The sequence below is a fragment of the Streptomyces sp. NPDC059256 genome (assembly GCF_042753785.1).
GTDB lineage: Bacteria > Actinomycetota > Actinomycetes > Streptomycetales > Streptomycetaceae > Streptomyces.
In genome coordinates, this window is the sequence record NZ_JBHYZO010000012.1 from 110,589 (window position 1) to 128,696 (window position 18,108).

Annotated in this window: 17 protein-coding genes; 15 read left to right on the plus strand and 2 right to left on the minus strand. The window is 69.5% G+C overall.

Annotated elements, in window-relative coordinates:
• The first annotated feature begins 6 nt into the window (after nucleotides 1-6).
• The 3 genes from hisS to ACFXJL_RS24055 all read left to right on the plus strand — a co-directional run bounded on the left by hisS (nucleotide 7) and on the right by ACFXJL_RS24055 (nucleotide 3,734).
• Nucleotides 7-1,269: a histidine--tRNA ligase gene (gene hisS / locus ACFXJL_RS24045; protein ID WP_384695501.1), complete on the plus strand. Its 1,263-nt coding sequence runs from the start codon at nucleotides 7-9 to the stop codon at nucleotides 1,267-1,269.
• A gap of 395 nt (nucleotides 1,270-1,664) precedes the next feature.
• Nucleotides 1,665-2,300: a vitamin K epoxide reductase family protein gene (locus ACFXJL_RS24050; RefSeq protein ID WP_358879242.1), complete on the plus strand. Its 636-nt coding sequence runs from the start codon at nucleotides 1,665-1,667 to the stop codon at nucleotides 2,298-2,300.
• A gap of 75 nt (nucleotides 2,301-2,375) precedes the next feature.
• A complete protein-coding gene (locus ACFXJL_RS24055; RefSeq protein ID WP_383537566.1) occupies nucleotides 2,376-3,734 on the plus strand; it encodes a replication-associated recombination protein A in 1,359 nt (452 codons plus the stop codon).
• A 43-nt stretch (nucleotides 3,735-3,777) separates the two neighbouring features.
• Here the strand turns inward: ACFXJL_RS24055 and ACFXJL_RS24060 are convergent, their stop codons facing one another.
• Nucleotides 3,778-4,479: a DUF2470 domain-containing protein gene (locus ACFXJL_RS24060; protein WP_358879209.1), complete on the minus strand. Its 702-nt coding sequence runs from the start codon at nucleotides 4,477-4,479 to the stop codon at nucleotides 3,778-3,780.
• A 191-nt stretch (nucleotides 4,480-4,670) separates the two neighbouring features.
• Between ACFXJL_RS24060 and rpsD the strand changes: the two genes are divergently transcribed.
• A complete protein-coding gene (gene rpsD / locus ACFXJL_RS24065) occupies nucleotides 4,671-5,285 on the plus strand; it encodes a 30S ribosomal protein S4 (RefSeq protein WP_250923145.1) in 615 nt (204 codons plus the stop codon).
• 22 nt (nucleotides 5,286-5,307) lie between these two features.
• On the opposite strand, the gene ACFXJL_RS24070 is transcribed toward rpsD, so the two are convergent.
• A complete protein-coding gene (locus ACFXJL_RS24070; RefSeq protein ID WP_384695506.1) occupies nucleotides 5,308-7,518 on the minus strand; it encodes an ATP-binding protein in 2,211 nt (736 codons plus the stop codon).
• A gap of 155 nt (nucleotides 7,519-7,673) precedes the next feature.
• Between ACFXJL_RS24070 and ACFXJL_RS24075 the strand changes: the two genes are divergently transcribed.
• The 11 genes from ACFXJL_RS24075 (at nucleotide 7,674) to aroQ (ending at nucleotide 18,105) form a co-directional block, all read left to right on the plus strand.
• The gene (locus ACFXJL_RS24075; RefSeq protein WP_329015910.1) at nucleotides 7,674-8,117 is read left to right on the plus strand and encodes a DUF948 domain-containing protein; all 444 of its coding nucleotides are present in this window, start codon (nucleotides 7,674-7,676) and stop codon (nucleotides 8,115-8,117) included.
• A gap of 6 nt (nucleotides 8,118-8,123) precedes the next feature.
• Complete coding sequence (locus tag ACFXJL_RS24080) at nucleotides 8,124-8,456, plus strand: DUF6167 family protein (protein ID WP_358879207.1); 333 nt, start codon at nucleotides 8,124-8,126, stop codon at nucleotides 8,454-8,456.
• Nucleotides 8,456-11,125: an alanine--tRNA ligase gene (gene alaS / locus ACFXJL_RS24085; protein ID WP_384640141.1), complete on the plus strand. Its 2,670-nt coding sequence runs from the start codon at nucleotides 8,456-8,458 to the stop codon at nucleotides 11,123-11,125. Before ACFXJL_RS24080 ends, alaS begins: the two co-directional genes overlap by 1 nt.
• Nucleotides 11,125-11,589: a Holliday junction resolvase RuvX gene (ruvX, locus tag ACFXJL_RS24090; RefSeq protein WP_358879205.1), complete on the plus strand. Its 465-nt coding sequence runs from the start codon at nucleotides 11,125-11,127 to the stop codon at nucleotides 11,587-11,589. The genes alaS and ruvX overlap by 1 nt, the downstream gene beginning before the upstream one ends.
• 104 nt (nucleotides 11,590-11,693) lie before the next feature.
• Nucleotides 11,694-13,376: an endolytic transglycosylase MltG gene (gene mltG / locus ACFXJL_RS24095; RefSeq protein ID WP_384695511.1), complete on the plus strand. Its 1,683-nt coding sequence runs from the start codon at nucleotides 11,694-11,696 to the stop codon at nucleotides 13,374-13,376.
• Nucleotides 13,373-14,200, plus strand: a complete 828-nt coding sequence (locus tag ACFXJL_RS24100; RefSeq protein ID WP_384695514.1) for a shikimate dehydrogenase — start codon at nucleotides 13,373-13,375, stop codon at nucleotides 14,198-14,200. Before mltG ends, ACFXJL_RS24100 begins: the two co-directional genes overlap by 4 nt.
• Nucleotides 14,201-14,243: 43 nt before the next feature.
• A complete protein-coding gene (locus ACFXJL_RS24105; RefSeq protein ID WP_384695517.1) occupies nucleotides 14,244-14,645 on the plus strand; it encodes a hypothetical protein in 402 nt (133 codons plus the stop codon).
• Between the two features lie 202 nt (nucleotides 14,646-14,847).
• On the plus strand, nucleotides 14,848-16,032 hold the full coding sequence (gene aroC / locus ACFXJL_RS24110; protein ID WP_358879201.1) for a chorismate synthase: 1,185 nt from the start codon (nucleotides 14,848-14,850) through the stop codon (nucleotides 16,030-16,032).
• Between the two features lie 47 nt (nucleotides 16,033-16,079).
• Nucleotides 16,080-16,562, plus strand: coding sequence for a shikimate kinase (locus ACFXJL_RS24115; RefSeq protein ID WP_384695599.1), 483 nt, complete (start codon nucleotides 16,080-16,082; stop codon nucleotides 16,560-16,562).
• Entirely contained in the window at nucleotides 16,559-17,668 is a 1,110-nt protein-coding gene (aroB, locus tag ACFXJL_RS24120; protein WP_384695520.1) for a 3-dehydroquinate synthase, read from the plus strand. The genes ACFXJL_RS24115 and aroB overlap by 4 nt, the downstream gene beginning before the upstream one ends.
• Nucleotides 17,665-18,105, plus strand: a complete 441-nt coding sequence (gene aroQ, locus ACFXJL_RS24125; protein ID WP_358879199.1) for a type II 3-dehydroquinate dehydratase — start codon at nucleotides 17,665-17,667, stop codon at nucleotides 18,103-18,105. The genes aroB and aroQ overlap by 4 nt, the downstream gene beginning before the upstream one ends.
• Nucleotides 18,106-18,108 lie beyond the last annotated feature (3 nt).

Genomic DNA, 18,108 nt, shown 5'->3' on the forward strand with positions numbered 1-18,108 from the left:
ATCTTCGTGAGCACTTTTCAGGCCCCCAAGGGCACCTATGACCTGCTGCCGCCCGTCTCGGCGACGTACCTGGCGGTGCGCGAGGCCATCGCCGCCCCACTGCGCAGTTCCGGCTACGGCTACGTCGAGACCCCCGGCTTCGAGAACGTCGAACTGTTCGCCCGCGGAGTCGGTGAGTCCACCGACATCGTGAGCAAGGAGATGTACGCCTTCGAGACCAAGGGCGGCGACCGGCTCGCCCTGCGCCCCGAGGGCACCGCGTCCGTCCTGCGGGCCGCGCTGGAGGCGAACCTCCACAAGCAGGGCATCCTGCCCGTCAAGCTCTGGTACTCGGGCTCGTACTACCGCTACGAGCGACCGCAGAAGGGTCGCTACCGCCACTTCTCGCAGGTGGGCGCCGAGGCGATCGGGGTGGAGGACCCCGCGCTCGATGCCGAGCTGATCATCCTGGCGGACCAGGCGTACCGCTCGCTCGGTCTGCGCAACTACCGCCTCCTGCTGAACTCGCTGGGCGACAAGGAGTGCCGTCCCGTCTACCGCGAGGCGCTCCAGGAGTTCCTGCGCGAACTGGACCTCGACGAGGAGACCCGGCGGAGGATCGAGATCAACCCCCTGCGGGTCCTCGACGACAAGCGCTCCGAGGTCCAGAAGCAGCTGACGGACGCACCGCGGCTCGCCGACTACCTCTGCGACGCCTGCCGTGCGTACCACGGTCAGGTGCGTGAGCTGCTCACCGAGGAGGGCGTCGCCTTCAAGGACGACGAGAAGCTGGTGCGCGGGCTCGACTACTACACACGGACCACCTTCGAGTTCGTCCACGACGGTCTCGGCTCCCAGTCCGCGGTGGGCGGCGGCGGTCGCTACGACGGCTTGTCGGAGATGCTCGGCGGTCCGGAACTGCCCTCGGTCGGCTGGGCGCTCGGGGTCGACCGCACGGTGCTCGCCCTGGAGGCGGAGGGAATCGAGCTGGCCATTCCGTCGGCGACCAGCGTCTTTGCGGTCCCGCTCGGCGAGGAGGCCCGAAAGGCGCTGTTCGCCGTGGTCACGCAGCTGCGGCGGGCGGGCGTGGCCGCTGACTTCGCGTACGGCGGGCGGGGTCTCAAGGGAGCCATGAAGGTGGCCAACCGCAGCGGCGCCCGCTACACGCTCGTGGCCGGTGAACGTGATCTGGCCGAGGGGCACGTTCAACTGAAGGACATGGAGACCGGCGAGCAGACACCGGTGCCGCTGGCGGAGATCACGGACGTCCTGCGCACGCGTCTGGCCTGAGCGAGCGGAGATCGGAGCCGGCCCTTCGGTGAAGGAGGGCCGGCTCCGGTATGTCGGCTCGTACGACCGTCAACCGTCGGGTCGTCGAAGTCATCCCCGGGGCGACCTCTCTTTCGGCCGCCGAGTAGTAGATTTTCGGCCATATTGCCCAGCTGGGCCGCATCGCCATGAGGCGTACCCCCGATGAGGAACGCGGCCACCTCCGTGCCCATGGGGTGTGATCACCACTTCTCGGGGCTCGACGCCGGGACGGGAGGCACCCGCGCCGCACGGCCCTCCATCTCCCGGTCCACCGGAATGTCCGGATGCCCTTGCCCCCATCGAACGGGGGTTTCACAGGGGGGTGCGGCACAATGTCCGTGCCCGTCAGGCGACTGAGCAAGGGAAACGGCGATATGACGACAGCGGCGGTAGACGATGTGTCCTCGGGCGAGCGGGAGGACGGCGCCAGAGGCACGATCGGCGGTAGTCGCTCCCTCGCCTGGCTGTTGGTGATCACGGGCGCAGCGGGACTGCTGGCCTCCTGGGTCATCACGATCGACAAGTTCAAGCTGTTGGAAGACCCCTCCTTCACACCGGGGTGCAGCCTCAATCCCGTGGTCTCCTGCGGGAACATCATGAAGAGCGACCAGGCGTCCGTGTTCGGCTTCCCGAACCCGATGCTCGGCCTGGTGACGTACTCGATGGTGATCGCCATCGGCGTCGCCCTTCTGGGAGGGGCCCGCTACCGGCGCTGGTACTGGCTCGGGCTGAACGCCGGCTGCCTCTTCGGCGTCGGGTTCTGCACCTGGCTGATGTACCAGTCCCTGTACAACATCAACTCCCTGTGCCTGTGGTGCTCACTGGCCTGGGTCGCCACCATCGTGATGTTCTGCTACGTCACCGTGCACAACGTCCGCCATCGGATCGTCAAGGTGCCCGAGGGCTTGCGCAGCGCGCTGCTTGAGTTCCACTGGATGCCGCCGGTGTTGTGGATCGGGATCATCGGGATGCTCATCCTGACCCGCTGGTGGGATTTCTGGACCAGCTGAGCCCCGCCCGCGCCAGCGCCCCTGCCCCGCTCCCGGCCAGGGGCGTTGTCACTGCCCTGGCATAGGCTGCGAAGTGTGGAGCCCGACTTGTTTACCGCCGCAGCCGAAGAACGCCAGGAGAAGGATCCCTCCAGCAGCCCCCTGGCCGTTCGGATGCGTCCGCGCACCCTCGACGAGGTCGTCGGCCAGCGGCATCTGTTGAAGCCGGGTTCGCCGTTGCGCCGATTGGTGGGCGCCGGTCCCGGTGGCGGCCCCGGACCGGCCGGTCCTTCGTCGGTGATCCTCTGGGGTCCGCCGGGCACGGGCAAGACGACTCTGGCGTACGTCGTCTCCAAGGCCACCGAGAAGCGCTTCGTCGAGCTGTCGGCCATCACTGCCGGCGTCAAGGAAGTACGGGCGGTCATCGAGGGCGCGCGCCGGGCCGCGGGCGGCTTCGGTCGGGAGACGGTCCTCTTCCTCGACGAGATCCACCGATTCTCCAAGGCCCAGCAGGACTCCCTGCTGCCCGCGGTCGAGAACCGCTGGGTGACCCTGATCGCCGCCACCACGGAGAACCCCTATTTCTCGGTGATCTCCCCGCTGCTGTCCCGTTCGCTGCTGTTGACCCTGGAATCACTCACCGACGAGGACCTCAAGGGACTGCTGGCACGGGCCCTGGCCGATGAGCGGGGCCTGCGCGGGACCCTGTCCCTCCCCACGGATGCCGAGGCCCATCTGCTGCGCATCGCGGGTGGGGACGCCCGGCGCGTGCTGACGGCGTTGGAGGCAGCCGCGGGTGCCTCGCTCGACAAGGGCGAGTCGGAGATCTCGCTCCAGACGGTGGAGGAGACGGTCGACCGCGCGGCGGTGGCGTACGACCGGGACGGCGACCAGCACTACGACGTGGCGAGTGCTCTGATCAAGTCCATCCGCGGGTCCGACGTGGATGCCGCACTGCACTACCTCGCCCGCATGATCGATGCGGGCGAAGACCCTCGCTTCATCGCCCGCAGGCTCATGATCTCGGCGAGTGAGGACATCGGGCTGGCGGATCCGACGGCCCTGCCCACGGCCGTCGCCGCTGCCCAGGCGGTGGCGATGATCGGCTTTCCCGAAGCGGCCCTGACCCTCAGCCACGCGACGATCGCCCTCGCGCTCGCGCCGAAGTCCAACACCGCCACGACGGCGATCGGCGCCGCGCTCGCCGATGTCCGTGCGGGGCTGGCCGGGCCGGTGCCCTCGCACCTCCGCGACGGCCACTACAAGGGTGCGGCCAAACTGGGACACGCCCAGGGATACGTCTATCCGCACGACGTTCCCGGCGCCATCGCGGCCCAGCAGTACGCGCCGGATGCCGTGCAGGGCAAGCGCTACTACGAGCCGACGCGCTACGGCGCCGAGGCCCGTTACGCGGACGTGGTGGAGAGGGTGCGCGAGCGACTGCGTGGCGACTAGTCGAGAGGAGTGCTGGGGCCGCGGGCGTCTGCCGGGCCTGCGGTCAATGAGTCGCCGCCTCGAACAGGGTGTGCATCGCCCGGCGCAGTTCGGTGATGTCGTTGACCGGCTCGGGAAAGTCGAAGCGGGCGTCGAAGCACTGCTCAGCGACGAAGCGCACCCGCAGTCCGAACCGGTCGAGCGCGAGCGGCACCGCACGGCGGATGCGTCCGTTCTCCGTGCCCATGCCGTCCGAGCGCTCGCCGAGCAGCGCGGACAGTTCCTGCATCTGCTCCCCGTGGGCGGAGTGGAGGTGCTGGAGCAGTTCGGTCTCGTGCGCGACGAGCGGGTCGACGCGAGCCTGGGTGAAGTCCTCGGGCTCGACGCTCCCGGCGCCCCACAGGTCGTCCACGCTGAGTTCGCCGACTTCGAGACGGAGCATCATAAAGCCGGGCTCCGCGAGCCCCGGTACCGAGGTGAGCCACCCGGACACCCAGGCACGACCGCGGATGCGGTGGGGCACCGATACGGGGGCGACATCGGTGATCTCCAGTACGGCACTGAGCTCGTCGTCCTGCGCATGGGTGGCGGCGCGCACGGCGAGGGAGTCCGCGGGAAAGAGCAGGAAGACCTCGCCGTCCGGCCCCACGACCCGGGCGTGCGGGCTCATCAGCTCCGGGCGGGGTGCGTCCACGCCGGCGATGAGCAGTACCGCTGAGCATGTACTCTGTACGAGAGTTCGTGTGCGCTCGGCTGCTGACGGCATCCGAGTGATTTCAAGCCCGCTGGGACGCGGCTGACCATGAGCTGATCGGACCTCCGTCGCTTCGACGCTCCTTTGAGCAGCGTCGACGTTCTTTGTGCTGTCCGTGATGCGTTTGGTGTTCCCCGGGCGAGACATGCGATCTCCTTGAGTAAGGTGAGCCTAACCTAACCTATATCGGAGGTCTGGAGAACGTGCCTAACCAGTCGCGTCCCAAGGTCAAGAAGTCTCGTGCGCTCGGCATTGCGCTGACGCCGAAGGCCGTCAAGTACTTCGAGGCCCGCCCGTACCCCCCGGGTGAGCACGGCCGTGGCCGCAAGCAGAACTCGGACTACAAGGTCCGTCTGCTGGAGAAGCAGCGGCTGCGTGCCCAGTACGACATCAGCGAGCGCCAGATGGTCCGCGCCTACGACCGCGCCCGCAAGGCCGAGGGCAAGACGGGCGAGGCGCTCGTCATCGAGCTTGAGCGCCGTCTCGACGCCCTGGTCCTGCGTTCGGGCATCGCCCGCACCATCTACCAGGCCCGTCAGATGGTCGTCCACGGCCACATCGAGGTCAACGGTGGCAAGGTCGACAAGCCGTCCTTCCGCGTCCGTCCCGACGATGTCGTGATGGTCCGCGAGCGCTCCCGCGAGAAGACCCTCTTCCAGGTCTCCCGCGAGGGTGGCTTCGCCGCCGACGGTGAGACCCCGCGCTACCTCCAGGTGAACCTGAAGGCCCTGGCCTTCCGCCTGGACCGCGACCCGCAGCGCAAGGAAGTCCCCGTGATCTGCGACGAGCAGCTCGTCGTCGAGTACTACGCCCGCTGATCCGGGCGGGGTATCCCGCGTCTCAGCCCGCCGTCTCCCCCGCCTGTGCGGTCGGGGAGCCGGCGGGCTCTCGCTTTTCCGGGCGTTCCGCGACCGGCTGCGGCTCGCTCATGGGCCCGGTCGGGACCGACAGACAGCGGGCCAAAGGAGTCAGCGCACGCTGTATCGCCACATCGAGCGGCAGCTCGCCCCCCTCGTCCAGCAATGCCCGAAAGCGGTCGGGGCCCAGTGACTCCAGCACCAGGCGCCGGCACAGCTCACGGGGTGCGCCGAAGCGTCCGGTACTGGAATGGGGAACGCCGAGGGTGTCCCACACCGCCGCCGCAGCTCCCAGCAGGACGGCGGCCTCCGTCTGACCGTCACCCCTCGCGGTCATCAGGGCCAGCAGTTCCAGACAGAGGGCGGCGCCCACCGGGTCGCTGAACCGATGGGCGATGGCGACCGCCTCGCCGAGCTGTTCGCGCGCCACCACCGAAGCACCGTCCAGCCAGGCGGTGTAGCCCTGGGCGTACAGGGCGTACGACCGTGCCCACAGCTCCCCGTTGGCTTGGCAGATCGACAGCACCTCGTCGGACAGCTCCCGAGCCTCCTCCCACCGCTCCTGGAAGACCAAGGACATCGCAAGCGAGGTCTGGGCCAGCAGTACGTTCCCGTTGAGCTCGCCCAATTCGCGGTAGGAAGCCAACGCTCCTCGTAGCAGGTCCTCGGCACGGGCCGGTGAGTCCGAGAGCAGGGCCAGGGCGCCCAACCGGTGCACCGCGTACGCGACCGCCACCGGATGGTCGTCCCGAATGCCCCGCTCACGGCAGTCGTGCAGCACTTCGGCCGCCGCTGCGGTGTCACCCTGGAGCAGCGCCACCTGCCCCAGCACCCACTGGGCCTTGAGCCGGGACGCGATGCGGCCGTTCGGTCGGGCGAGCACCCGGTCCAGCCAGTGCCTGCCTTCGGCCAGGCGCCCGCAGCCGACCCAGAAGAACCAGAGGGTGCCCGCCAGATGCTGACCCAGATGGGTGTCCTCGTCGCTCTCCAGACAGAGTTCGAGGGCGGCGCGCAGATCGGGAAGGGCGCTCTCGGTGCTCGCCGCCACCTCCAGTTGGCGCGGACTGAACCAGTCCAGTTCGCACCAGGTCGCCAGCCCCATGTACCAGTCGCGATGTCTCTTGCGCAGCCGTACGTCGTCGCCGAGCGCCTTCAGCCACTCTCCGCCGTAGTACCGCAGGGTGTCGAGCATGCGGTAGCGCACACCCGCGGGGGTGTGGACACGCGTGATGACCGACTGGGCGAGCAGTCCGGCCAACACCTCGCGCACGCTGTCCGAGGGCAAGTCCGGCCCGCTGCACACGTACTCCACCGCCTCCAGGTCGAACTCGCCCGCGAACACGGTGAGCCGCGCCCACAGCAGCCGCTCGGGTGGAGTGCACAGCTCATGGCTCCAGCCGATCGTCGTGCGGAGCGTCTGATGGCGCGGTGGCAGACCGCGACCGCCCCCGGTCAGCAGCCGAAAGCGGTCGTCCAATCGTTTCAGCACGTGGTCGAGGCTCAGCGCGGACAGTCGGCCGGCTGCCAGTTCGATGGCCAGCGGGATGCCGTCGAGCCGACGGCAGATCTCCTGGACGGCTGCCAGGTTGCCATCGGTCAGCCGAAAGCGGGGGAGTACGAGGGCGGCTCGTTCGGTGAACAGTTGCACCGCGTCCTCCTCGGCCAGCGGGGCAAGCGGGAGGACCGCTTCGGCCACCGGGCCGAGGGGGCGACGACCCGTGGCGAGGATCCGCAGTCCCGGGGCCGCCGCCATGAGTTCGGTCATCAACCGCGCGCACTCCACGGCCAGATGCTCGAAGCCGTCGACGACGAGCAGCAGCTGCCGGTCCGCGAGGTGGTCGAGCAACACCTCCTGCGGCGGTCGGCTGCCGCGATGGGTCAGATCGAGGGCCTCCGCGAGGGTGTGCCCGATGAGTCCGGGGTCACGTACCGCGGCGAGTTCGACTCGATGCACACCGTCGGCGTACCGATTCTGCACCGCGGTGGCGCACCGGGCGGCGAGCCGTGACTTGCCCACCCCGCCCACCCCGGCGACGGTGACCAGCCGGGAGCTGTCGAGCAAACGGGCCAGTTGGGCGAGTTCGTCGACCCTGCCGACGAAGCCCTCGGCGTCGGTGGACGAGGCGTCCGGTGCGGGTGAACGGCCGTGCGGATGACCGTCGGGAAACGGGCAGTTGCGGTGGGAGCGGCGCATGGGACACGCAGCGTACCCGCGTGATTCCACTCCGTACAAGCATCGTGCGCGACCGCCCGGGCCGTCGGGAATGCGGTAGGGGGCAAGACCGCAGGCGCGATAGGCTCGGCAGAGGTTTTCAGACGTGTCCGGCGATAGGCAGAGAGCGGTGCAGCGTGACCGGTGGAGAGGTTGCCGGGATTCTGGTGGCCGTCTTCTGGGCGATCCTGGTCTCCTTCCTCGCGGTGGTGCTGGTGAGGTTGGCACAGACGCTCAGGGCGACCACCCGACTGGTGGCGGAAGTGACCGAGCAGGCCGTACCGCTCCTCACCGACGCATCGGCCACCGTCCGCTCCGCGCAGACCCAACTCGACCGGGTCGACGCGATCGCCACGGACGTCCAAGAGGTCACGTCCAACGCCTCCGCGCTCTCCACGACCGTCGCCTCCACCTTCGGCGGCCCGCTGGTCAAGGTCGCGGCCTTCGGCTACGGCGTCCGACGGGCGATGAGTCGCACGCCCGATGAGCGACGCCCGCAGGACCGCTCCAGGCGGACCGTCGTCGGTCGCACCATCCCGGGCGCCCGTGAGGGGCGCGGCCGGTGGGGCAGAAAGGGTTGACGAACGATGTTCCGCCGAGCCTTCTGGTTTAGCGCCGGCGCCGCAGCCGGCGTCTGGGCCACCAACAAGGTCCATCGCAAGATCCAGCAACTGACCCCCGAGAGCCTCGCGGCGCAGGCCGCGAACAAGGCCATCGGCGCGGGTCACAAGCTCAAGGACTTCGCGCTCGACGTACGGGCCGGAATGGCCCAGCGCGAGGAGGAGTTGGGCGAGGTGCTCGGCATGCACGCGCCGACCGACCCCGTTGAACTGCCCGCACGGACCCACCGTGCCGCCCTGGGCCGTCCCCCTTACACCCAGCACCCCGACCACTCGTACAACCGGAATGAGGACCACTGATGGAGTCGGCTGAAATCCGCCGCCGCTGGCTGAGCTTCTTCGAGGAGCGCGGCCACGCCCCCGTGCCTTCGGCGTCGCTCATCGCGGACGACCCGACTCTGCTGTTGGTCCCCGCAGGCATGGTCCCCTTCAAGCCGTACTTCCTCGGTGAGGCCAAGCCGCCCGCCCCGCGCGTGACCAGCGTGCAGAAGTGCGTGCGTACGCCGGACATCGAGGAGGTCGGCAAGACCACCCGGCACGGCACCTTCTTCCAGATGTGCGGCAACTTCTCCTTCGGCGACTACTTCAAGGAAGGGGCCATCAAGCTGGCCTGGGAGCTGCTCACCAGCTCCGTCGCCGACGGTGGCTACGGCCTTGACCCCGAGCGCCTGTGGATCACGGTCTACAAGGAGGACGACGAGGCCGAGCGCATCTGGCGCGACGTCGTGGGCGTTCCCTCCGAGCGCATCCAGCGCCTGGGCATGGGGCCCAACTTCTGGTCGATGGGCGTACCGGGTCCCTGCGGTCCCTGTTCCGAGATCAACTACGACCGCGGCCCCGAGTTCGGCGAGGAGGGCGGCCCGGCCGTCAACGACGAGCGCTACGTGGAGATCTGGAACCTGGTCTTCATGCAGTACGAGCGCGGTGCCGGCGAGGGCAAGGAGGACTTCCCCATCCTCGGGGAGCTGCCGTCGAAGAACATCGACACCGGCCTCGGCCTCGAACGCCTCGCGATGATCCTGCAAGGCGTGCACAACATGTACGAGACGGACACCCTGCGCGTCGTCATGGACAAGGCCACCGAGCTGACCGGTGTGCGCTACGGCGTCGACCACGGCTCGGACGTCTCCCTGCGCGTGGTCGCTGACCACATCCGCACCTCCGTGATGCTCATCGGCGACGGTGTGACTCCGGGCAACGAGGGCCGCGGCTATGTGCTGCGCCGCATCATGCGCCGCGCCATCCGCAATATGCGCCTCCTCGGCGCCACCGGTCCGGTCGTCGCCGAACTCGTCGACGTGGTCATCAAGACCATGGGCGAGCAGTACGCGGAGCTGGTCACCGACCGCAAGCGGATCGAGACCGTGGCCCTCGCCGAAGAGGCCGCCTTCCTGAAGACCCTCAAGGCCGGCACCAACATCCTGGACACGGCCATCACCGAGGCCAAGACCGGTGGTGCCAAGGTCCTCGCCGGGGACAAGGCGTTCCTGCTCCACGACACCTGGGGCTTCCCGATCGACCTCACCCTGGAGATGGCCGCCGAACAGGGGCTGAGCGTCGACGAGGACGGTTTCCGCCGGCTGATGAAGGAGCAGCGGGACAAGGCCAAGGCCGACGCCCGTGCGAAGAAGACCGGCCACGCCGACCTCTCCGCCTACCGATCGGTCGCCGACAGCGCCGGCTCCACCGAGTTCACGGGCTACCTCACCACCGAGGGCGAGTCGACGATCGTGGGCCTCCTCGTCGACGGCGTGCCCTCGCCCGTCGCCTCCGAGGGGGACGAGATCGAGGTCGTCCTCGACCGCACCCCCTTCTACGCCGAGGGCGGCGGCCAGCTCGCCGACCAGGGCCGCATCAGGCTGGACTCCGGCGCCGTCATCCAGATCCGCGACGTCCAGCAGCCGGTGCCCGGAGTCTCCGTCCACAAGGGGTCGGTCCAGGTCGGAGAGGTCACCGTGGGCTCCTCCGCCTATGCGGCCATCGACATCAAGCGCCGACGCGCCATCGCCCGCGCCCACAGCGCCACCCACCTCACCCACCAGGCGCTGCGCGACGCGCTCGGCCCCACGGCCGCCCAGGCCGGCTCGGAGAACTCACCGGGTCGCTTCCGCTTCGACTTCGGTTCGCCGTCGGCCGTGCCCGGTACGGTCCTCGTCGACGTCGAGCAGCGGATCAACGAGGTCCTCTCCCGAGAGCTCGACGTCCAGGCCGAGGTGATGAGCCTCGAAGACGCCAAGAAGGCCGGTGCCATCGCCGAGTTCGGCGAGAAGTACGGCGAGCGGGTGCGCGTGGTGACCATCGGGGACTTTTCCAAGGAGCTGTGCGGCGGTACGCACGTCCACAACACCGCCCAACTGGGGCTGGTGAAGCTGCTCGGCGAGTCGTCGATCGGTTCCGGCGTCCGGCGCATCGAGGCCCTCGTGGGTGTGGACGCGTATCACTTCCTCGCCAAGGAGCACACGGTGGTCGCCCAGCTCCAGGAGCTGGTCAAGGGCCGTCCGGAGGAACTGCCGGAGAAGATCTCGGGCATGTTGTCCAAGCTGAAGGACGCCGAGAAGGAGATCGAGCGGTTCCGTGCGGAGAAGGTGCTCCAGGCGGCTGCCGGACTGGTCGACAGCGCCCGGGACATCCGTGGGGTGGCCCTGGTGACCGGATCGGTGCCGGACGGCACCTCCGCCGATGACCTGCGCAAGCTGGTCCTCGACGTCCGCGGCCGGATCCAGGGCGATCGCCCCGCCGTGGTGGCCCTGTTCACCGTGGTGGCCGGACGCCCGCTGACGGTGATCGCCACCAATGAGGCGGCGCGCGAGCGCGGTCTGAAGGCCGGCGATCTGGTGCGTACGGCGGCGAAGACACTCGGTGGCGGCGGTGGCGGCAAGCCCGACGTCGCCCAGGGCGGTGGACAGAACCCGGACGCGATCGGCGATGCTGTGGCTGCCGTCGAGCGTCTGGTCATCGAGACCTCCTGATGCGCAGAGGACGACGCCTTGCGCTGGATGTGGGAGACGCCCGGATCGGGGTCGCTTCGTGCGACCCCGACGGGGTGCTCGCCACTCCGGTCGAAACCGTGCCGGGGCGCGATGTCCCCGCCGCGCACAGACGGCTGAAACAAATCGTCGATGAGTACGAACCGATCGAGGTCATCGTCGGCCTGCCCCGCTCGCTCAGCGGCGGGGAGGGCCCCGCGGCGGTCAAGATCCGGGCCTTCGCCCAGGTGCTGGCGCAGGGCATTGCGCCCGTACCGGTGCGATTGGTCGACGAGAGGATGACCACAGTAACGGCGACTCAAGGTCTTCGTGCTTCGGGCGTGAAGTCCAAAAAGGGCCGCTCTGTCATTGATCAAGCTGCCGCTGTGGTGATCCTTCAGAACGCTCTGGAGTCCGAACGGGCGTCAGGGGCCCCACCCGGTGAGGGCGTCGAAGTGGTTGTCTGATCGCGATACGGTAACGTTCCGCGCGATGCGGCGGTGTTCGAACAGCTGCCGCACAGAAAAGAGGCGGCGCGGCGAACCGGCCACCTCGCGGCCCTAGGGGATCGATGACTGATTATGGCCGGGGCCCCGGCTCCGAACCGTGGCATCCCGATGACCCTTTGTACGGTGATCAGGGATGGGAAGGCCAGGCTGGAACCGGCCAGGATTTTTCCAGCGGTCAGCCGCCGCAGCAGTACGCGCAGCAGCCACAGCACCAGGACTACGGTGCGCAGGCCCAGTACCAGCAGCAGTACGGCGAGCAGGGCTACGAAGGCCAACAGCCCTATGACGGGCAGCAGTTCGACGGCCAGGGCGCTGCACAGCAGTACGGCGGCGGTTGGGACACCAGCCAGCAGACCGCGATGCCCTACGGCGGCAGCCCGGCCGACGGCTACGGCGGTACGCCATCCGGCTACGACGGCCAGCAGCATGCCGATCCGTACGCCACCGCCGATGCGTACCCTCCGCCGCAGCCTCCCTCCCACCGCCACGACCCCGAGCCCACCGCCGGCGCGGGGCAGTGGGACGCAGAGGCCCCCGAGGAGGAGAAGCACCCGTTCTTCACCGGTGAGGAGAGCGACGACACCGACGGCTACGACGACGAGCCCGGCTCGCGCCGCAGACGTGGTGGCGGGGGCGACGACGGTGGTGAGCGCCGCGGCAAGGGCAAGAAGAAGGGCCGCAACGGCTGTGCCTGCCTCGTCGTCTCCCTGGTCCTGTTCGGCGGCCTCGGCGGTGTCAGCTACTTCGGCTACCAGTTCTGGCAGGGCAAGTTCGGTGCCCCGGCGGACTTCGCCGGCGCGGGCAGCGGCAGCACCCAGATCGAGGTGCCGCCGGGAGCCGGCCTCGCGGAGATCGGCAACATCCTGAAGAAGGCCGGGGTCGTCAAGAGTTCCGGTGCGTTCGTCTCCGCGGCGCAGGGCAAGAGCGTCGAGGCGGGCGTCTACACCCTGCCCAAGGAGATGTCGGGCGCGAACGCGGTCGAGGCGATGCTCGATCCGAAGAGCCGCAACAACCTGATCGTCCCCCCCGGCAAGCGGAACGTCTGGGTCTATGCGGAGATCGACAAGCGTCTGGAGCTCAAGGAGGGCACCACGGCTGCGGCTGCCAAGGCGCAGCTGAAGTCGCTGAACCTGCCCTCCTGGGTGACCGAGGCCAAGGGCCTCCAGGACCCGCTGGAAGGCTTCCTCTTCCCGGCGACCTATCCGATTGCCAAGGGCACGAAGCCGGAGGCCGTGCTCAAGAAGATGGTCGCCGAGGCGAACAAGGAGTACGGCAGGACCGACCTCGCTGCCGAGGCGTCCAGGCTGGGTCTGGCGTCGCCGCTCGAACTGATCACCGTGGCGAGCCTGGTGCAGGCCGAGGGCAAGTACAAGCACGACTTCGACAAGGTGTCCCGGGTGGTCTACAACCGCCTGAAGGAAGGCAACATCGAGACGGTCGGCCGGCTGGAGTTCGACTCGACGGTCAACTACATCAAGGGACAGAGCAGGCTCGACATCGGCTCCGTCGACAAACTGCGCCAACTGAAGCACCCGTACAACACCTACCACGTCAGGGGTCTGCCGCCCGGCCCCATCGGCAACCCTGGGCAGGACGCCCTGGCATCGGCGCTCAAACCGACCCCCGGGCCGTGGTACTACTTCGTCTCCATCACCGAGGAGGAGACCCTCTTCGCGGAGACGAACCAGGAGCACGAGCGCAACCGGCAGAAGTACCTGGAGCAGCAGAAGAAGTCCGACCAGTGAGCGGCACCGGCAGGCGGGCGGCGGTCCTCGGATCGCCCATCGCCCACTCCCTCTCCCCGGTGCTGCACCGGGCGGCCTATGCGGAACTGGGCCTCGACCACTGGTCGTACGACAGGTTCGAGGTGGACGAGGCCGCGCTGCCGGGCTTCCTGGCCGGGCTCGGGAGCTCCTGGGCCGGGCTGTCGCTGACCATGCCGTTGAAGCGGGCGATCCTTCCGCTTCTCGATGAGATCAGTGGGACCGCGGCCTCGGTGGAGGCCGTCAACACGGTCGTCTTCACCGACGACGGGCGCAAGGTCGGTGACAACACGGATGTCCCCGGCATGATCGCCGCCCTGCGCGAGCGGGGGGTGGACACCGTGGAGTCGGCGGCGGTCCTCGGGGCCGGTGCGACGGCGTCATCGGCGCTCGCCGCACTGGCGAGGATCTGCACCGGTCCGGTCACCGCCTACGTACGGAGCGAGGGCAGGGCCGCCGAGATGCGGGAGTGGGGCGCACGCCTCGGCGTCGACATACGCACCGCCGGCTGGGAACAGGCCGCACAGGCCCTGCGGGCGCCGCTGGTCATCGCCACCACCCCGGCCGGGACCACCGACGCACTCGCGGCTGCCGTGCCCGAACGGCCGGCCACGCTCTTCGACGTGCTGTACGAGCCGTGGCCCACCGATCTCGCGGCGGCCTGGTCGGCGCGCGGCGGGGCCGTCGTCGGCGGGCTGGACCTCCTCGTCCACCAAGCCGTCCTCCAGGTGGAGCAGATGACCGGCCGCAAGGGTCCCTTGCAGGCCATGCGGAATGCAGGCGAACAAGCGCTCGAAAATCGTTAGGATCCTCCACATTCAGTAGATCTCGGGGTGTGGGGGACGTTTGATGCGTACGGATGAGCTGGGGCAGCCGCAGGCCGGAATCGCCGGCAAGATCTTCGACGGGGTCGTGGCGTTCCTGCCGGACTGGCTGGAGATCCCCCTCCTCTGTCTGGTCCTGCTGTTCTTCGTCGTCCGGTGGGTTCTGTGGGCCAAGAAGAAGATCGAGCAACGACGTGCCACCCGCGGCGGACACCCCGTCGTCATCGCGCCGGGCTCCCAGGGCAGCGGCGCCGACCACCTCGGCGCCTACGCACCGCCGCAGCCGCAACCCGGTTCCTCCGGCGCGGACTTCCTCGGGGCCTACGCACCTCAGCAGACCCCGCAGCCCGCCCGGGCCGAACCCAGCGGCGCGGACTTCCTCGGTGCGTACGCACCCCAGCAGGACGGCCGTCCGGAGCCGCGCTGACGAGCACCACGGCGGGTGTGACCGGCGCCTGCGCCGATCGGCCGGTACGACATCCGGACCGGCCGATCGCTCGCTCATGCGTCCGATTGCTGGACCGTCGCGGGGCCACCTCCGCGAACGTGGGAGGATCGGAGGTGGCGGGCCAGGGCCGCGCACCCGGCCGCGCCCTTCGCAGTTCCAGGCGCGAGCAAGAGGAGCACCGTTGAGCAGGTTGCGTTGGCTGACGGCCGGCGAGTCCCACGGACCCGCACTGGTGGCGACGCTGGAGGGTCTTCCCGCCGGTGTGCCGGTCACGACCGAGTTGGTGGCCGACCACCTCGCCAGGCGGCGGCTCGGCTATGGCCGCGGCGCGCGGATGAAGTTCGAGCAGGACGCGGTGAGCTTCATCGGCGGCGTACGCCACGGTCTGACCATGGGGTCCCCGGTGGCGATCCTGGTGGGCAACAGCGAGTGGCCCAAGTGGGAGAAGGTCATGGCGGCCGATCCGGTGGACCCGGACGAGTTGGCCTCCCTCGCCCGCAACGCCCCCCTCACCCGCCCCCGACCCGGCCACGCCGACCTCGCGGGCATGCAGAAGTACGGACTCGAAGACGCCCGGCCGATCCTGGAGCGCGCCAGCGCCCGGGAGACCGCCGCCCGGGTCGCGCTCGGCGCGGTGGCCCGCTCCTACCTCAAGGAGGTCGCCGGGATCGAGATCGTCTCCCACGTGGTGGAGTTCGGTAAGGCCAAGGCGCCGCTCGGCGTCTACCCGGTGCCCGGCGATGTGGAGCGCCTCGACGCGGACCCGGTCCGCTGCCTGGACGCGGACGCCAGCAAGGCGATGGTGGCCGAGGTCGACCAGGCCCACAAGGACGGCGACACCCTCGGTGGCATCGTCGAGGTGCTGGCCTACGACGTACCCGTCGGCCTCGGCTCGCACGTCCACTGGGACCGACGCCTCGACGCCCGCCTCGCCAGTGCTCTGATGGGTATCCAGGCGATCAAGGGCGTGGAACTCGGCGACGGCTTCGAACTGGCCCGGGTGCCCGGCTCCCAGGCACACGACGAGATCGTCAAGACCGACGAGGGCCTGCGCCGCACCTCGGGCCACTCGGGCGGCACCGAGGGCGGCATGTCCACCGGTGAGCTGCTGCGGGTGCGCGCCGCGATGAAGCCCATCGCGACCGTCCCCAGGGCACTGGCCACCGTCGACATCGCGACGGGCGAAGCCGCAGCCGCCCACCACCAGCGCTCCGACGTGGCCGCCGTGCCCGCCGCGGGCATCGTCGCCGAGGCGATGGTCGCGCTGGTCCTCGCCGACGCGGTCGCGGAGAAGTTCGGCGGCGACAGCGTGGCGGAGACCCGCCGCAACGTCCGCGGCTACCTCGACAGCATGAGCATCCGTTGAGCAGCGCACCCACGGCGGGCGGCCCGCTGATCGTCCTGGTCGGGCCCATGGGCTCGGGCAAGTCCACGGTCGGCGAGCTGCTCGCGCAGCGGCTCAAGGTGGCCTACCGGGACACCGACGGCGACATCGTCGACGTCGAGGGCCGGGAGATCGCCGACATCTTCGTCGACGCCGGCGAGCCGTACTTCCGCGAACTCGAACGCGCCGCCGTACGCGAGGCGGTCGCCACGCACACCGGAGTGCTCGCCCTCGGCGGCGGTGCAGTCCTCGACGACGGCACCCGGGAACTGCTCGCCGGACTGCCCGTCGTCTATCTCTCCCTCGACGTGGAGGAGGCGGTGCGCCGCGTCGGCCTCAACCAGGCCAGGCCACTGCTCGCCGTCAATCCGCGCCGGCAGTGGCGGGAGCTGATGGACGCCCGTCGCCATCTGTACACCGAGGTGGCCCGCGTGGTCGTGGCCACCGACGAACGCACCCCCGAAGAGGTCGCCCAGGCGGTCCTCGACGCTTTGGAGCTGAAGGACGCATGACCGATCAGTCAGTGACCCGCATCCAGGTCGGCGGTTCGGCGGGCTCCGATCCCTACGAGGTGTTGGTGGGCCGCCAGCTGCTCGGCGAGCTGCCCGGACTGATCGGACCGGCCGGTGGAGCCGCGGGGACGCGACGGGTGGCCGTGCTCCACCCGGAGGCGCTCGCCGACACGGGGGAGGCCATCCGGGCGGACCTGGCCGCCCAGGGCTATGAGGCCATCGCCATCCAGGTGCCCAACGCGGAGGAAGCGAAGACCGTCGAGGTCGCCGCGTACTGCTGGAAGGCCCTCGGGCAGTCCGGGTTCACCCGCAGCGACGTCATCGTCGGGGTGGGCGGCGGCGCGACCACGGACCTCGCCGGCTTCGTCGCGGCGAGTTGGCTGCGCGGCGTGCGGTGGATCGCCCTGCCGACCACGGTCCTCGGCATGGTGGACGCGGCGGTCGGCGGCAAGACCGGCATCAACACCGCCGAGGGCAAGAACCTCGTGGGCGCCTTCCACCCGCCGGCCGGTGTGCTCTGCGATCTGGCGGCGCTGGACTCGCTGCCCGTGCATGACTACGTCAGCGGGCTGGCCGAGGTCATCAAGGCCGGGTTCATCGCCGACCCCGGGATCCTGGACCTGATCGAGGCCGACCCGCAGGCGGCCCGTACGCCCACCGGGAAGCACACGGCGGAGCTGATCGAGCGCTCCATCCGGGTCAAGGCGGACGTCGTCTCCGGCGATCTCAAGGAGTCCGGTCGCCGCGAGATCCTCAACTACGGGCACACCCTCGCCCACGCCATCGAGAAGAACGAGCGGTACCAGTGGCGGCACGGAGCGGCCGTCTCGGTCGGCATGGTCTTCGCCGCCGAACTGGGGCGCCTCGCCGGCCGTCTCGACGACCCCACGGCCGATCGCCACCGGGCCGTGCTGGAGTCCGTCGGACTGCCCCTGACCTACCGCGCGGACCAGTGGCCACGGCTCCTTGAGACCATGAAGGTGGACAAGAAGTCCCGCGGCAGCCTGCTCCGGTTCATCGTGCTCGACGGCCTGGCCAAGCCCACCGTCCTGGAGGGCCCGGACCCGGCCGTGCTGCTCGCCGCCTACGGGGAGGTCTCCGGGTGAGTCGCCGCGTTCTGGTCCTCAACGGTCCCAATCTCGGGCGCCTCGGCTCCCGGGAGCCCGATGTGTACGGCGCCACCTCCTACGCCGGCCTGGTGGAGACCTGTGGGGCTTTCGGCAAGGAGTTGGGCTTCGACGTCGAGGTACGGGAGACCAACGACGAGGGGGAGATGATCCGCTGGCTCCACGAAGCGGCGGACGAATCCCTTCCGGTGGTGTTGAACCCCGGAGCCTTCACGCACTACTCGTACGGGATGCGCGATGCGGCGGCGCAGCGCACCGCACCGCTGATCGAGGTGCACATCTCCAACCCGCACGCCCGTGAGGTGTTCCGTCACACCTCGGTGGTGGCGGCGGTGGCCAGTGGGACGATCGCAGGCTTCGGGATCGGCTCCTACCGGCTGGCACTTCGCGCCCTCGCCGAGGAACTCTCCGCCTGATCA

Coding starts and splice junctions, on each gene's coding strand:
- ruvX (WP_358879205.1), top strand. CDS start 11,125: ATGCGCAGAGGACGACGCCTTGCGCTGGATGTGGGAGACGCCCGGATC.
- mltG (WP_384695511.1), top strand. CDS start 11,694: ATGACTGATTATGGCCGGGGCCCCGGCTCCGAACCGTGGCATCCCGAT.
- ACFXJL_RS24115 (WP_384695599.1), top strand. CDS start 16,080: ATGGGCTCGGGCAAGTCCACGGTCGGCGAGCTGCTCGCGCAGCGGCTC.
- ACFXJL_RS24080 (WP_358879207.1), top strand. CDS start 8,124: ATGTTCCGCCGAGCCTTCTGGTTTAGCGCCGGCGCCGCAGCCGGCGTC.
- ACFXJL_RS24105 (WP_384695517.1), top strand. CDS start 14,244: ATGCGTACGGATGAGCTGGGGCAGCCGCAGGCCGGAATCGCCGGCAAG.
- ACFXJL_RS24070 (WP_384695506.1), bottom strand. CDS start 7,518: ATGCGCCGCTCCCACCGCAACTGCCCGTTTCCCGACGGTCATCCGCAC.
- aroB (WP_384695520.1), top strand. CDS start 16,559: ATGACCGATCAGTCAGTGACCCGCATCCAGGTCGGCGGTTCGGCGGGC.
- ACFXJL_RS24060 (WP_358879209.1), bottom strand. CDS start 4,479: ATGCCGTCAGCAGCCGAGCGCACACGAACTCTCGTACAGAGTACATGC.
- ACFXJL_RS24050 (WP_358879242.1), top strand. CDS start 1,665: ATGACGACAGCGGCGGTAGACGATGTGTCCTCGGGCGAGCGGGAGGAC.
- alaS (WP_384640141.1), top strand. CDS start 8,456: ATGGAGTCGGCTGAAATCCGCCGCCGCTGGCTGAGCTTCTTCGAGGAG.